This window comes from Pseudomonas sp. OF001 (genome assembly GCF_904426495.1).
Taxonomy (GTDB): Bacteria; Pseudomonadota; Gammaproteobacteria; order Pseudomonadales; family Pseudomonadaceae; genus Geopseudomonas.
This window is the reverse complement of the sequence record NZ_CAJGBM010000005.1, coordinates 81,597-94,915: the sequence shown is the minus strand read 5'-3', so window position 1 is coordinate 94,915 and position 13,319 is coordinate 81,597. Positions and strand designations below refer to the sequence as shown.

General features: G+C 71.6%; 13 protein-coding genes and 1 riboswitch. Of the genes, 9 read left to right on the top strand and 4 right to left on the bottom strand.

All coding sequences use genetic code 11. The features are described 5' to 3' along the window. Nucleotides 1-37 precede the first annotated feature (37 nt). From ppa to RA210_RS04635, 7 genes are all read left to right on the top strand, one after another. On the top strand, nt 38-565 hold the full coding sequence (gene ppa, locus RA210_RS04665; RefSeq protein WP_136491751.1) for an inorganic diphosphatase: 528 nt from the start codon (nt 38-40) through the stop codon (nt 563-565). Nucleotides 566-691: 126 nt separating this feature from the next. Next, the gene (locus RA210_RS04660) at nt 692-2,557 is read left to right on the top strand and encodes a putative bifunctional diguanylate cyclase/phosphodiesterase (RefSeq protein WP_201485560.1); all 1,866 of its coding nucleotides are present in this window, start codon (nt 692-694) and stop codon (nt 2,555-2,557) included. Between the two features lie 70 nt (nt 2,558-2,627). Further along, on the top strand, nt 2,628-3,398 hold the full coding sequence (locus RA210_RS04655) for a sulfite exporter TauE/SafE family protein (RefSeq protein WP_201485559.1): 771 nt from the start codon (nt 2,628-2,630) through the stop codon (nt 3,396-3,398). A 161-nt stretch (nt 3,399-3,559) separates the two neighbouring features. Next, a complete protein-coding gene (locus tag RA210_RS04650) occupies nt 3,560-3,799 on the top strand; it encodes an exodeoxyribonuclease VII small subunit (RefSeq protein ID WP_136490805.1) in 240 nt (79 codons plus the stop codon). Then, complete coding sequence (gene ispA, locus RA210_RS04645; RefSeq protein ID WP_201485558.1) at nt 3,796-4,686, top strand: (2E,6E)-farnesyl diphosphate synthase; 891 nt, start codon at nt 3,796-3,798, stop codon at nt 4,684-4,686. Before RA210_RS04650 ends, ispA begins: the two co-directional genes overlap by 4 nt. 164 nt (nt 4,687-4,850) lie before the next feature. After that, nucleotides 4,851-6,761: a 1-deoxy-D-xylulose-5-phosphate synthase gene (gene dxs, locus RA210_RS04640; RefSeq protein ID WP_201485557.1), complete on the top strand. Its 1,911-nt coding sequence runs from the start codon at nt 4,851-4,853 to the stop codon at nt 6,759-6,761. 42 nt (nt 6,762-6,803) lie between these two features. Further along, a riboswitch (cobalamin riboswitch) is annotated at nt 6,804-7,010 on the top strand. A 101-nt stretch (nt 7,011-7,111) separates the two neighbouring features. Beyond that, the gene (locus tag RA210_RS04635; RefSeq protein ID WP_201485556.1) at nt 7,112-9,010 is read left to right on the top strand and encodes a TonB-dependent receptor; all 1,899 of its coding nucleotides are present in this window, start codon (nt 7,112-7,114) and stop codon (nt 9,008-9,010) included. Nucleotides 9,011-9,073: 63 nt separating this feature from the next. Here RA210_RS04635 and RA210_RS04630 read toward each other — a convergent pair whose 3' ends face one another. The 4 genes from RA210_RS04630 to znuA form a co-directional block, all read right to left on the bottom strand. Further along, nucleotides 9,074-9,883, bottom strand: a complete 810-nt coding sequence (locus tag RA210_RS04630) for a cobalamin-binding protein (RefSeq protein WP_136490801.1) — start codon at nt 9,881-9,883, stop codon at nt 9,074-9,076. Continuing rightward, a complete protein-coding gene (locus RA210_RS04625; protein ID WP_136490800.1) occupies nt 9,883-10,305 on the bottom strand; it encodes an MFS transporter in 423 nt (140 codons plus the stop codon). Before RA210_RS04625 ends, RA210_RS04630 begins: the two co-directional genes overlap by 1 nt. Then, entirely contained in the window at nt 10,302-10,919 is a 618-nt protein-coding gene (gene ribA, locus RA210_RS04620; RefSeq protein ID WP_136490799.1) for a GTP cyclohydrolase II, read from the bottom strand. The genes RA210_RS04625 and ribA overlap by 4 nt, the downstream gene beginning before the upstream one ends. A gap of 100 nt (nt 10,920-11,019) precedes the next feature. Continuing rightward, the gene (gene znuA / locus RA210_RS04615) at nt 11,020-11,997 is read right to left on the bottom strand and encodes a zinc ABC transporter substrate-binding protein ZnuA (protein ID WP_201485555.1); all 978 of its coding nucleotides are present in this window, start codon (nt 11,995-11,997) and stop codon (nt 11,020-11,022) included. A gap of 65 nt (nt 11,998-12,062) precedes the next feature. Between znuA and RA210_RS04610 the strand changes: the two genes are divergently transcribed. Together RA210_RS04610 and znuC are read left to right on the top strand one after the other, a co-directional pair. Beyond that, on the top strand, nt 12,063-12,548 hold the full coding sequence (locus tag RA210_RS04610; protein ID WP_201485554.1) for a Fur family transcriptional regulator: 486 nt from the start codon (nt 12,063-12,065) through the stop codon (nt 12,546-12,548). Continuing rightward, nucleotides 12,545-13,318: a zinc ABC transporter ATP-binding protein ZnuC gene (znuC, locus tag RA210_RS04605; protein ID WP_136490796.1), complete on the top strand. Its 774-nt coding sequence runs from the start codon at nt 12,545-12,547 to the stop codon at nt 13,316-13,318. Before RA210_RS04610 ends, znuC begins: the two co-directional genes overlap by 4 nt. Nucleotide 13,319 lies beyond the last annotated feature (1 nt).

Sequence of the window (13,319 nt, the reverse complement as noted above, 5' to 3'; positions counted from 1 at the left end):
CCGCGCCAATTTTTGGCCCTGACCCTCGGAGTCACCCATGAGCTACAGCAAGATCCCGGCCGGCAAGGACCTGCCGAACGACATCTACGTCGCCATCGAGATCCCGGCCAATCACGCGCCGATCAAGTACGAGATCGATCACGACAGCGACTGCCTGTTCGTCGACCGCTTCATGGCCACCCCGATGTTCTACCCGGCCAACTACGGCTTCATCCCGCACACCCTGGCCGACGACGGCGACCCCCTCGACGTGCTGGTAGTGACCCCCTACCCGGTCGCGCCGGGCTCGGTGATCCGCGCCCGTCCGGTCGGCGTGCTGAACATGAGCGACGAGGCTGGCGGCGACGCCAAGCTGATCGCCGTACCGCACGACAAGCTGACCGTCCTGTACAAGGACGTGCAGAACTACACCGACCTGCCGGCCCTGCTGATCGAGCAGGTCAAGCACTTCTTCGAGAACTACAAGGATCTCGAGAAGGGCAAGTGGGTGAAGGTCGAAGGCTGGGGCGACGCCGAAGAGGCCCGCCAGCTGATTCTCAAGGCGGTGGCGGCTTACCAGAAGTAAGCCGGACCCGCTTCGGAAAGCCCGCCCACAAGGCGGGCTTTTTATTGCCTGTCGTTTTAAGCGGGATTTTCCTGTGCGACCCTTTCCGCTAATGTGTCGGGCTTCACAGCAGGACTCGTCCGCGCCATGCCCCTCGACCCCTTGCCCGGCCTCTTCGCGCTGCTCGGCCTGCTGCCGGCGGTCGGCGGCATCCTGCTGATCGCCCGCCAGCGCCGCCTGCGCCGCCGCCTGGCCGCCCTCGGTGCGGTGGCCGAGGCCTTCACCGCCGGCGACAGCCTGGCCCGCGCCGCGCCCGGCGAGGATTGCGCCGGCCAGCTGGCCCGGCACCTCAACCGCATGCTCGGCCAGCTCGCCGACGAGCGCCGCGCCCTGCAGGGCAGCGAGCAGCAGCTGCGCAGCCTGATCGAGGCCGCCCCGGTGGGCATGCTGGTGCTCGACGCCCAGGGCCGGGTCGACTCGGCCAACCCGGCCGCCGGGGCGCTGTTCGACTGCCCGCCGGCGACCCTGCGCGGGCGCCGGATCGACGAGCTGCTGATCGGCGACGGCTGGAGCCGGCTGCTCGCCCAGCCCAACCGCAACCTCGAGTTCGCCGCCCGCCGCGGCACCGGCAGCTTCCCGCTGGAGGCCTCCTGCACGCCCTTCCAGCGCGGCGGCCAGCCGCTGCAGCTGCTGCTGGCGCGCGACATCGGCGACCGCAAGGCCGCCGAGAACCGCCTGCACTACCAGGCCCACTTCGACACCCTGACCGGCGCGGCCAACCGCACCCAGCTGCAGGCGCGCATCGAACTCGGCCTGCAGTGCGGCGAGGCGCAGGCCCTGCTGTTCATCGACCTCGACCACTTCAAGCGGATCAACGACACCCTCGGCCACGAGATCGGCGACCAGCTGCTGTGCGCAGTGGCCGAGCGGCTGCGCCAGTGCGCGCCGCCCGGCGCCATGCTCGCCCGCCTCGGCGGCGACGAGTTCATCCTGCTGCTGCCCGGCGAACTCGCCGGCCAGGCCGACACCCTCGCCGAGCGCCTGCTGCAGGCCTTCCGCCAGCCGTTCCAGGTGCGCCAGTACGAGCTGTTCAGCAGCCCGAGCATCGGCATCGCCCACCAGCACGGCGGCCAGGCCAGCGCCGCGCAGCTGCTCAAGGAAGCCGACCTCGCCCTCTACCAGGCCAAGGGCCACGGCCGCAACCGCCTGGCCCACTTCGACCGGCGCCTGGCCGAGGAGGCCGAGCAGCGCCACCGGCTGGAGGCCGAACTGCGCAACGCCCTGACGCGCGGCGAGTTCGAGCTGTACTACCAGCCGCAGCTCGACCGCCAGGGCCGCCGGCACAGCTTCGAGGCGCTGCTGCGCTGGCGCTCGCCGCAACGCGGGCTGGTCAGCTCGGCGCAGTTCATGCCGGTGCTGGAGGAGACCGGGCTGATCCTCGACGCCACCCGCTGGATCTTCCGCCAGGCCTGCCGCCAGTTGCGCCAGTGGCAGGACGAGGGGCGCGACTGGGGCATCGCGGTCAACCTGTCGCCGCTGGACTTCCGCCAGGCCGACCTGGCCGGCACGCTGCTGGCGATCCTCGCCGAGGAACGCCCGCCGGTGCAGCGCCTGGAGCTGGAGATCACCGAGACCACCCTGCTGGATGCCGACCAGCAGGTGCAGGACACCCTGCATGCCCTCAAGCAGGCCGGCCTGACCCTGTTCCTCGACGACTTCGGCACCGGCTACGCCTCGCTGGCCTACCTGCAGTTCTTCCCCTTCGACGGGGTGAAGATCGACCGCCAGTTCGTCAGCGGCCTGCCCGACTGCCGCCAGTCGGTGGCGCTGGTGCGCGGCATCCTGGTGATCGCCGAACAGCTCGGCATGCAGGTGGTCGCCGAGGGCGTGGAGAACCAGCGCCAGGCCGACTTCCTGCGCCGCAACGGCTGTCACCGCCTGCAGGGCTACCTGTTCGGCCGCCCGCAGCCGGCCGACGCCTGCGCCGCCGCGGAGTCGCCGGCCCGCGTCTGAGCCCGGCGCCACTCTCCCCGCGCCGCCGCGACCTGCTAAGCTGGTGCACCATTTTTGTGCGGAGCCCGCCATGCCCCTGTCCGACCTGCTCCTGCTGCTGCTCGCCGGCCTGGCCGCCGGCGGCATGAACGCCCTGGCCGGCGGCGGCACCTTCTTCTCCTTCCCGGCGCTGCTGGCCGCCGGCCTGCCGCCGGTCACCGCCAACGCCACCAACGCCGTGGCCCTGTGGCCGGCGAGCATCGCCGGGGCCTGGGCGGCGCGCGGTTCGCTGCGCCCGCTGGGCAGCTACCTGCGGCCGCTGCTCGCCGCCGGCCTCGCCGGCGGCCTGGGCGGCGGCCTGCTGCTGCTGGCCGGCGGAGACGAGGTGTTCCGCGTGCTGATTCCCTGGCTGCTGCTGGCCGCCACTGCGCTGTTCGCCGCCAGCCCCTGGCTGAGCCGCCTGCTCGCCGCCCGCCGCGGCACCGCCAGCGCGGTGCCGCCGCACGGCCCGCTGTCGCTCGGCGCCCACTCGCTGGTATCGATCTACGGCGGCTACTTCGGCGCCGGCATGGGCATCCTGCAGCTGGCCGCCTTCGCCATCGAGGGCCACGCCCTGGCCCGCGCCAACGCGCTGAAGAACCTGATCTCGGCGGTGATCTACAGCGTCGCCAGCCTGACCTTCGTCGTCGCCGGCCGGGTCAGTTGGGCGGAACTGGCCGTGCTGCTCGCCGGCGCCACCCTCGGCGGCTACGCCGGCGGCGCGCTCGGCCAGCGCCTGCCGGCGCGCTGGCTGCGCGCCTTGGTGATCGTCGTCGGCAGCGGCATGACCCTCTACTACTTCTGGGCCACCTACGGGCGCTGAGCGGCCCATGGTGCGCACGGCGCACCCTACGCATCGCACCGTCTCCGTAGGGTGCGCCATGCGCACCGGGACAGGCGCCCCAGCCGCCTGGATGGCGTTTGCCCACACGCCGCGGCTCTGCTAGTGTCGCGCCCGTTTTTCCGCCGTCCGAGAGCGCCGCCATGGCCCGCAAGAAAACCGCCCCCGATTTCGAGCAGTCGCTGAGCGAGCTGCAGACCCTGGTCGAGCGCCTGGAGAGCGGCGAGCTGTCCCTCGAGGACTCGCTGGCCGCCTTCGAGCAGGGCATCCGCCTGACCCGCGAGTGCCAGGGTGCGCTGGGCCAGGCCGAGCAGAAGGTGCAGATCCTCCTCGGCCAGGACGGCCAGACCGCCCCCTTCGACGCGGAGGGCGAGGCGCAATGAGTCTCCAGCAGTACCAGGCCGCCTGCCAGGCACGCGTCGACGCCGCCCTCGACGCCCTGTTCGTCGCTCCCCGTCCCGAACTCGAGCGCCTCTACCGGGCCATGCGCTACAGCGTGATCAACGGCGGCAAGCGCGTGCGCCCGCTGCTCGCCTACGCCGCCTGCGAGACCCTCGGCGGCGCGGCCGAACGGGCCGACGGCGCGGCCTGCGCGGTGGAGCTGATCCATGCCTACTCGCTGGTCCACGACGACCTGCCGGCGATGGACGACGACGAGCTGCGCCGCGGCCAGCCGACCACCCACATCGCCTTCGACGAGGCCTGCGCCATCCTCGCCGGCGACGGCCTGCAGGCGCTGGCCTTCGAGGTGCTCGCCGACGCCGGGCGCAACCCCGCCGATGCCGCCACCCGCCTGGACATGGTCGTCAGCCTGGCCCGCGCCGCCGGACCGGCCGGCATGGTCGGCGGCCAGGCCATCGACCTCGGCTCGGTCGGCGTGCAGCTCGACCAGACCGCCCTGGAGACCATGCACCGGCACAAGACCGGTGCGCTGATCGAGGCCAGCGTGCGCCTCGGCGCCCTGGCCAGCGGCGGCAGCGACGCCAGCAGCCTCGCCGCGCTGCAGGACTACGCCCGCGCCATCGGCCTGGCCTTCCAGGTGCAGGACGACATCCTCGACGTGGAGAGCGACACCGCCACCCTGGGCAAGACCCAGGGCAAGGACCAGGCCCACGACAAGCCGACCTACCCGGCGCTGCTCGGCCTCGACGCCGCCAAGGCCTACGCCCTGGAACTGCGCGATCTGGCGCTGGCGGCCCTGCAGCCATTCGACGAGCGCGCCGACGCCCTGCGCCAGCTGGCCTGCTACATAGTCGCACGCACGCACTGAGTTCCCCGGTCCGGACCCGGCCGCCACGGCGGAAAATCGCGGCGCGAATTTTCCACGGGGTGGCCATCCCCCCTGCGCCGGCTCCACTCGACCTTCGCTTGCTTGGGCACCCCGGCCGCTTCGGGTAAACTCGCCCATCTTTTTCCGACTGCCGAACCCGTCCGATGCCCAAGACGCTGCACGAGTTTCCCCGCCAGCGGCCCGACACGCCCCTGCTCGACCGCATCGACAGCCCCGCCGCGCTGCGCGACCTCAGCGAGGCCGAGCTGGACACCCTGGCCGACGAGCTGCGCCAGTACCTGCTCTACACGGTGGGGCGTACCGGCGGGCACTTCGGCGCCGGTCTGGGCGTGGTCGAGCTGACCATCGCCCTGCACCACGTCTACCACACCCCCGAGGACCGTCTGGTGTGGGACGTCGGCCACCAGGCCTACCCGCACAAGATCCTCACCGGCCGCCGCGAGCGGATGGCGACCCTGCGCCAGAAGGGCGGCCTGGCCGCCTTCCCGCGGCGCAGTGAGAGCGCGTACGACACCTTCGGCGTCGGCCACTCCAGCACCTCGATCAGCGCCGCGCTGGGCATGGCCCTGGCCAACCGTCTGCAGGGCAGCGAGCGGCGCACCGTGGCGGTGATCGGCGACGGCGCACTGACCGCCGGCATGGCCTTCGAGGCGCTCAACCACGCCTCGGAAACCGCCGCCGACATGCTGGTGGTGCTCAACGACAACGACATGTCGATCTCGCGCAACGTCGGCGGCCTGAACAACTACCTGACCAAGATCCTCTCCAGCCGCACCTACGCCAGCATGCGCGAGGGCAGCAAGAAGATCCTCTCGCGCATCCCCGGCGCCTGGGAGATCGCCCGCCGCACCGAGGAGCACGCCAAGGGCATGCTGGTGCCCGGCACCCTGTTCGAGGAGCTGGGCTGGAACTACATCGGCCCCATCGACGGCCACGACCTGCCGACCCTGATCGCCACCCTGCGCAAGATGCGCGAACTCAAGGGCCCGCAGTTCCTCCACGTGGTGACCAAGAAGGGCAAGGGCTTCGCCCCGGCCGAGGAAGACCCGATCGGCTATCACGCCATCGGCAAGCTGGAGGTCGGCAGCAGCGCCGCGCCCAAGGCCAGCGGACCGAAATACTGCGAGGTGTTCGGCCAGTGGCTGTGCGACATGGCGGCCGTCGACGAGCGCCTGATCGGCATCACCCCGGCGATGAAGGAAGGCTCCGACCTGGTGGCCTTCGCCGAGCGCTTCCCGGAACGCTACTTCGACGTCGCCATCGCCGAGCAGCACGCGGTGACCCTCGCCGCCGGCCTGGCCTGCGAGGGCGCCAAGCCGGTGGTGGCGATCTACTCGACCTTCCTGCAGCGCGCCTACGACCAGCTGATCCACGACGTCGCGGTACAGGACCTCGACGTGCTGTTCGCCATCGACCGCGCCGGCCTGGTCGGCGAGGACGGCCCGACCCACGCCGGCAGCTTCGACCTCTCCTACCTGCGCTGCATCCCCGACATGGTCGTCATGACCCCCAGCGACGAGAACGAGCTGCGCCTGCTGCTGACCACCGGCTACCGGCATGTCGGCCCGGCGGCGGTACGCTACCCGCGCGGCAGCGGCCCCAACGCTCCGATCTCTCCGGCGCTGGAGGCAGTCGAGATCGGCAAGGGCGTGGTCCGTCGTCACGGCGCCGGCCAGGTCGCCCTGCTGGTGTTCGGCGTGCAGCTGGCCGCCGCGCTGGAGGTGGCCGAGAAGCTCGATGCCACGGTGGTCGACATGCGCTTCGTCAAGCCGCTCGACGCCGCACTGATACGCGAGCTGGCCGCCAGCCACGCGCTGCTGGTGAGCGTCGAGGAGAACGCGGTGATGGGCGGCGCCGGCAGCGCGGTGGCCGAATTCCTCGCCGCCGAGGGCATCGTCATGCCGCTGCTGCAGCTCGGCCTGCCCGACCGCTACGTCGAGCACGCCAAGCCGACCGAGATGCTCGCCGAATGCGGCCTGGATGCCGCCGGCATCGAGTCCGCGGTGCGCGCGCGCCTGGCGCTGCTTGAGAAAAACTCATCCCGAGTCGTCTGAAAGCTGCTTGAGTTTCACCACGCCGCGCACTAAGGTGCGCGGCGTTTTGCTTTTCGTCAGGGTGCGCAGGCTAGGGCCTGCGTTAAACGGGAAGCCGGTGCGTCCTCGGACAAGGCCGGCGCTGCCCCCGCAACGGTAATCGACCGCAGACCTCGGTCTGCACGCCCGTTCAACAGCCACTGGGAATGTCCCGGGAAGGCGAACCGGCGCGTCGACAGCCCGGAGACCGGCCCCGACGGATTCGACAGGTGTTGCGGAGGGCCGCACCGTCAGTCGCGCGCCCGTCCTGTGGGCGCGTTTCTGTCTTCTGCCCTCCTCGAAAGTCTGCCTTCACTTTTGAGGATTTCCTGATGAAGCTTTCCCGTCTGGCGCTGGCCGTGGCCCTCGCCCCGAGCCTGACCCTGGCCGCCGAGCCGGCCAGCGACGACATCGCGCCCCTGGTCATCACCCGCGCCACTCCGCTGGAGCAGCCGGCGCCGGCCAGCGTGCGGGTGATCAAGCGCGCCGAGATCGAGCGCAGCGGCGCCCACAACCTGATCGACGTGCTGCGCGGCCAGGCCGGCGTGCAGCTGCGCGACATCATCGGCGACGGCAGCCGCGCCACGCCCAGCCTGCGCGGCTTCGGCGAGAACGCGGTGAACAACACGCTGATCCTGGTCGACGGCCGCCGCCTCAACCAGCCGGCGATGGCCGGCGCCGACCTCAACAGCGTGCCGCTGGCCAACATCGAGCGCATCGAGATCCTGCGCGGCGCCGGCACCGTGCTGTACGGCGACCAGGCGGTCGGCGGGGTGATCAACATCGTCACCCGCACGCCGCGGCGCAACGAGGCCTACGTGGAGACCAGCCGCGGCAGCCACGACCTGGAAGCCTATCGCGGCCATGTCTTCCAGCAGCTCGGCGGCGGCTTCTCGGTGTACGCCAGCGGCGAGGCCCGCCACACCGACAACTACCGCGACCACAACGCCGCCGACTACGGCAACGCCTTCGGCCGCCTGCGCTACGACCACGCCCGCGGCTGGGCGCTGTACGAGTACCAGACGGTGGACGACGAGCTGCTCTATCCGGGCGCGCTGAGCCTCGCCCAACGCCGCAGCGACCGCAAGCAGAGCCAGTCCACGGACTGGAACGACAGCAATACCCAGGTGCACCGCTTCGCCGTCGAGCAGCGCCTCGACGAGATCTGGACCGCCAACTTCGACTACAGCCACAGCGACCAGGATGGCGTGGGCTCGTTCTTCGGAGGCGGCTTCAGCCAAGGCACTCGCATCGAAAGCTTCAGCCCGCGCCTGACCGCCCGCTGGGACACGGCGCGCGGCCACAGCGAATGGCTGCTGGGCCACGACCACATCACCAGCGACTACCAGGCCTCCTGGGGCAGCGACTTCCGCCAGACCCTGCGCGACTGGTACACCCAATTCAGCCAGCCGCTCGGCCACGACCTGACGCTGAGCCTCGGCTACCGCGCCAGCGAGGCCGAGGACCGCGACCACAGCGCCGGCAGCAACCACACCGACCGCGAGGGCAGCAGCAGCGTCGGCCTGTCCTGGCAGGCCGACGCGCAGACCCGCGTGTTCCTCAAGCGCGAGGACGTGCTGCGCTGGGCCAACGTCGACGAGAACGGCTTCGTCGGCCCCGGCGTCGAGTTCCTCAAGCCGCAGACCGGCGCATCCTGGGAAGGCGGCGTGGAATGGGACGACGGCGCGCAGCGCTACCAGCTGAGCGTCTACCGCCTCGATCTGGACGACGAGCTGATGTACGACGCCACGGCCACGGGCCCCTTCGGTCCCGGCACCGGCGCCAACGTCAACCTGGACAAGACCCGCCGCGATGGCCTGCTGCTCGAGGCCCGCCGCCAGCTGACCGAGCGCCTCGCCCTCGGCGGCCAGTACAGCTTCACCGACTCCGAGTACCGCACCGGCCCCTTCGCGGGCAACGAGGTGCCCGGCGTATCGCGCCACAGCGCCAGCGCCCACCTCGACTACCTGCTCCTGCCGGGACTCAACGGCCGCCTGGAGGCCCTGTACACCGGCGGCTACTACCTGTACAGCGACGACGCCCACAGCCAGCCGCGCGAGGGCGGCTACACCCTGCTCAACGCCGCACTGAGCTACGACTACCGCCAGCTCACCGCCAGGCTGCGGATCAACAACCTGACCGGCAAGCAGTACGACACCTATGCCAACCCCTTCGGCCGCTACCCGGCGCCGGAAGAGGACGTGCAGCTGAGCGTCGGCTACCGCTTCTGATCCGGACGCCGGAAACGACGAGGCCCCGCCTAAGCGGGGCCTCGTCGTTTCAGCCGCGCAGACTCAGCGCGCCCTGTCCAGCAGCTCGCACAGCTTCGCCGTGGCGGCGAGCATCTGGAAGCTGGGCCGCTCGATGCCCTCGTCCGGCACCTCCCACACCTGGCCACGGCGCACCGCGGTCAGTTGCGGCCAGGCCTGCCAGGCGCCGGCCTGGCCCGGCTCGCCGACCAGGATCACCGCCGGGTCGCGGGCCAGCACCGACTCGACGCCGACCTGCGGCGCCGGCAGGGCAAGGTCCTCGAACACGTTGCGCGCGCCGCACAGGCGCAGGGCGTCGCTGATGATCTGCCGGCCGCCGAGGGTGTACATGGGCCGGTCCCACACTTGGTAGAACACTGCCAGCGGCGCGCTGCCCGCGTAGCGCGCCCGCAGCGCGGCGATGCCTGCGCGCATGCGCGCGGCGAGGCGCTCGCCCTCCGCGCCATGGCCGACCGCGGCGCCGATCGCCGCCAGTTGGCCGGCCAACTCGTCGAGGTCGTGCGGCTGCGCCTCGATCAGCGGGATGCCGAGGGTCCTGAGCTGCGCATGCATGGCCGGGCCGACGCTGTCCGGCCAGAGCAGGACCAGGTCCGGCTGCAGGCTGAGCAGCACCTCCAGGTTGAGCTGGCCGTGGCGGCCGAGGGATGGCAGGTGGGCCAGCGCCGGCAGGCGCGGGCCGCCGTCGAGCACGCCGACCAGACGCTCGGCGGCGCCCAGCTCGACCATGATCTCGCTGAGCGAGGGCGCCAGCGCCACCACCCGCCGCGCGTCCGGCTCCGTGGCCTGCGCCAGGGCGGCGCCGAGCAGCAGGACGGCGAGCAGCAGGCGGCGCATCAGCCGAGCTGGCGTGGCAGGCGATAGAGCAGCGCGATCACCAGGCTGGCGAACGCCAGCAGCAGCACCGGCACCGCGTGCAGGTCGGCCAGCCGGCCGACAGCGGCGATCCAGGCCGGCAGCAGGGCGCCGAGCAGGCCGTGGCGCTGGGTCCGGGCGAACACGGCCCAGGCCGCATCCTCATCGGGAGTGTCGAGGGCGCGGGCGGTGGCGATCAGGCCATGCTTGAAGCGGCGGAACAGCGGCAGGCCGACGAACATCGACAGCAGCGCGGCGACGAACAGCGGCATGGCCAGGCTGTCCGGCAGCAGCGCACGCTCCGGGCCGAAGGCGCCGAGCAGGATCAGCGGCAGCCAGGCCAGGGCCAGCATGCCCCACCAGCGGCGGGCGAACGCCGGCCGCTGCAGCGCCACCGCACTCATTCGCCTTCGTTCTCGGCCTGGTGCAGGTTGCCGAGCAGGTGGCCGAGCTTGCCGGCCTTGGTCGCCAGATAGTGCCTGTTGTGCGGGTTGAGGCCGCTGTGCAGCGGCACGCGCTCGGCCAGGCGGATGCCGTAGGTTTCCAGCGCCTTGAGCTTGCGCGGGTTGTTGGTCATCAGCTTGAGCTCGTGGATGCCGAGGTGGTCGAGCATCGGCCGGCACATGGCGTAGTCGCGCTGGTCGGCGCCGAAGCCCAGGCGCTCGTTGGCCTCGACGGTGTCGGCGCCGGCGTCCTGCAGCTCGTAGGCGCGGATCTTGTTGAGCAGGCCGATGCCGCGACCTTCCTGGCGCAGGTAGAGCAGCACGCCGCGGCCTTCGGCGGCGATGGCGCGCAGCGCCGCCTCGAGCTGGGCGCCGCAGTCGCAGCGCAGGCTGAACAGCGCATCGCCGGTCAGGCATTCGGAATGCAGGCGGCCGAGCACCGGGCGACCGTCGGCGACGTCGCCCAAGGTCAGGGCCACGTGCTCCTTGCCGGTGGCCTCATCGAGAAAGCCATGCATGGTGAACACGCCAAACGGGGTTGGCAGCTTCGAGGCGGCGACAAAGACGACGGACACCGGGACACTCCTGCGGGACGTAGGGCACCGATTGTAGCAGCAAGCATGGCCGAGGCGGCCAGTCGGGATTGGCCGCCGCCGTCGCCCGCCCGGCCCGCGCTCAGAGCTGCTCCAGGCAGCCCGCCAGGCCGTCGCCGAGGTTCTCCAGCAGCTTCTCGTAGCCGCCGGCCCCGGCCTCGAGGTCGAAGCCCAGCGCATCCAGTTCGGCGAGATGCACCGGCAGGCCGTCGCTGAGGGTCTGCGCCAGGCGCGGACGCAGCGGCGGCTCGCTGAACACGCAGCTCGGCCCGGCGGCCTTGAGCTGCTCGCGCATGGCGGCGACGTGGCGGGCGCCCGGCTGCACCTCGGCGCTCACCGCGAACACCCCGGCGTGCTGCAGGCCGTAGGCTTCCTCGAAGTAGTCGAAGGCCTCGTGGAAGACGAAGAACGGCTTGCCCTTGAGCGGCGCCATCCGCGCCCTGAGCTTGTCGTCGGTGGCGGCCAGGCGCTGCTCGAAGGCGGCCAGGTTGGCCCGGTAGCGCGCGGCGTTGGCCGGGTCGACCCGGGCCAGGTCGGCGGCCATGCGCGCGGCGATCACCCGCGCGTTGGCCGGCAGCAGCCACAGGTGGGCGTCCAGCGTGCCGGGGCGATGGGCGTGGTCGTGGCCCTGGTCATCACGGGCGGCATGCCCGTCGTGTCCGTGCTCATCGTGTTCCCCGTGCGCGGCGTGCTCCTCGTCCGCGTGCCGGTGCTCCTCGCCGAAACGGCGCAGGTGCAGGCCGGACAGCGACTGCACGGCCAGGCTGGGCGCCTCGCGCCCTTCCAGCACGTGCGACAGGAACACTTCGAGGTCGGGGCCGATCCAGTAGACCAGCGCGGCCTCGTGCACCCGGCGGATATCCGAGGGACGCAGCGCGTAGTGGTGTGGCGAGGCGCCCGGCGGCAGCAGCACCTCGGGCGTGCCGGCGCCGTCCTGCACGGCGGCGGCGATCAGCTGCAGCGGCTTGATGCTGGTCAGCACGCGCACTTCGGCCAGCGCCGGGCTGGCCAGCAGGGCCGCCAGCAGGGCGGCGGGCAGCAAAGAAGACAGACGGGGCACGGGAAGCTCTCTCCGGGGAAACTGAATGGTTATATAATAACGTCCCTTTGCCCGGGAGTGTCGCCATGTCTTCCACGCCGCTGGCCTGCCATCCCCACGACCACAGCCACTGCGTGAGCGCGGCGCTGGCCGCCGCCGACGCCCTGTGCGCGCGCAGCGGCGCGCGCCTCACCGCCCTGCGCCGCCGTGTGCTCGAGCTGGTCTGGGCCAGCCACCAGCCGCTCGGCGCCTACGACATCCTCGGCGTGCTCAGCGCCGAGGACGGCCGCCGCGCCGCGCCGCCCACCGTGTACCGCGCGCTGGACTTCCTCCTCGAGCACGGCCTGATCCACCGCCTCGCCTCGCTCAACGCCTACATCGGCTGCAACCATCCGGGGCACAGCCACCAGGGCCACTTCCTGATCTGCCGCCAGTGCAACGCCGCCATCGAGGTGGAGCAGCCGGCCATCGGCGCGGCCATCCAGGCCGCGGCCACCGAGGTGGGCTTCGCCGTGGAGGGGCAGATGGTCGAGGTGGTCGGCCTGTGCGCGCGCTGCCGGGAGGCGGCATGAGCGAGGCGCTGCTCCGCCTCGACGGGGTCGGCGTCGAGTTCGCCGGCAACGCCGTGCTGCAGGACGTGCAGCTGGAGCTGAAGTCCGGCGAGATCGTCACCCTGATCGGCCCCAACGGCGCCGGCAAGACCACCCTGGTGCGCGTGGTGCTCGGCCTGCTCGCCCCGCACACGGGCAGCCTGTGGCGGCGCGAGCGGCTGCGCATCGGCTACATGCCGCAGAAGCTGCACGTCGAGCCGACCCTGCCGCTGTCGGTGCTGCGCTTCCTGCGCCTGGTGCCGGGGGTCGACCGCGCCCGCGCCCTGGAGGCGCTCGGCGAGGTGGGCGCGGCCAAGGTGATCGACAGCCCGCTGCAGAAGATCTCCGGCGGCGAACTGCAGCGCGTGCTGCTGGCCCGCGCCCTGCTGCGCAAGCCCGAGCTGCTGGTGCTCGACGAGCCGGTGCAGGGCGTCGACATCGCCGGGCAGAGCGAGCTGTACCGGCTGATCGGCCGCCTGCGCCAGCGCTACGGCTGCGGCGTGCTGATGGTCTCCCACGACCTGCACCTGGTGATGAGCGCCACCGACCGGGTGGTCTGCCTGAACCACCATGTGTGCTGCTCCGGGCATCCCGAGCAGGTCAGCAGCGACCCGGTGTTCCGCGAGCTGTTCGGCAACGACGCGCGCAACCTGGCGATCTACCACCACCAGCACGACCACCAGCACGACCTGCACGGCAGCGTGGTGCTGCCCAGGCAACCCCACGTCCACGGCCCCCACTGCAAGCACTGAC

Bases quoted from the DNA above. Each gene is read 5' to 3' on its own strand.
- dxs (WP_201485557.1), top strand. From the start codon at position 4,851: ATGCCCAAGACGCTGCACGAGTTTCCCCGCCAGCGGCCCGACACGCCC.
- ispA (WP_201485558.1), top strand. From the start codon at position 3,796: ATGAGTCTCCAGCAGTACCAGGCCGCCTGCCAGGCACGCGTCGACGCC.
- RA210_RS04610 (WP_201485554.1), top strand. From the start codon at position 12,063: ATGTCTTCCACGCCGCTGGCCTGCCATCCCCACGACCACAGCCACTGC.
- znuC (WP_136490796.1), top strand. From the start codon at position 12,545: ATGAGCGAGGCGCTGCTCCGCCTCGACGGGGTCGGCGTCGAGTTCGCC.
- RA210_RS04625 (WP_136490800.1), bottom strand. From the start codon at position 10,305: ATGAGTGCGGTGGCGCTGCAGCGGCCGGCGTTCGCCCGCCGCTGGTGG.
- RA210_RS04660 (WP_201485560.1), top strand. From the start codon at position 692: ATGCCCCTCGACCCCTTGCCCGGCCTCTTCGCGCTGCTCGGCCTGCTG.
- RA210_RS04655 (WP_201485559.1), top strand. From the start codon at position 2,628: ATGCCCCTGTCCGACCTGCTCCTGCTGCTGCTCGCCGGCCTGGCCGCC.
- RA210_RS04635 (WP_201485556.1), top strand. From the start codon at position 7,112: ATGAAGCTTTCCCGTCTGGCGCTGGCCGTGGCCCTCGCCCCGAGCCTG.
- RA210_RS04630 (WP_136490801.1), bottom strand. From the start codon at position 9,883: ATGCGCCGCCTGCTGCTCGCCGTCCTGCTGCTCGGCGCCGCCCTGGCG.
- ppa (WP_136491751.1), top strand. From the start codon at position 38: ATGAGCTACAGCAAGATCCCGGCCGGCAAGGACCTGCCGAACGACATC.
- RA210_RS04650 (WP_136490805.1), top strand. From the start codon at position 3,560: ATGGCCCGCAAGAAAACCGCCCCCGATTTCGAGCAGTCGCTGAGCGAG.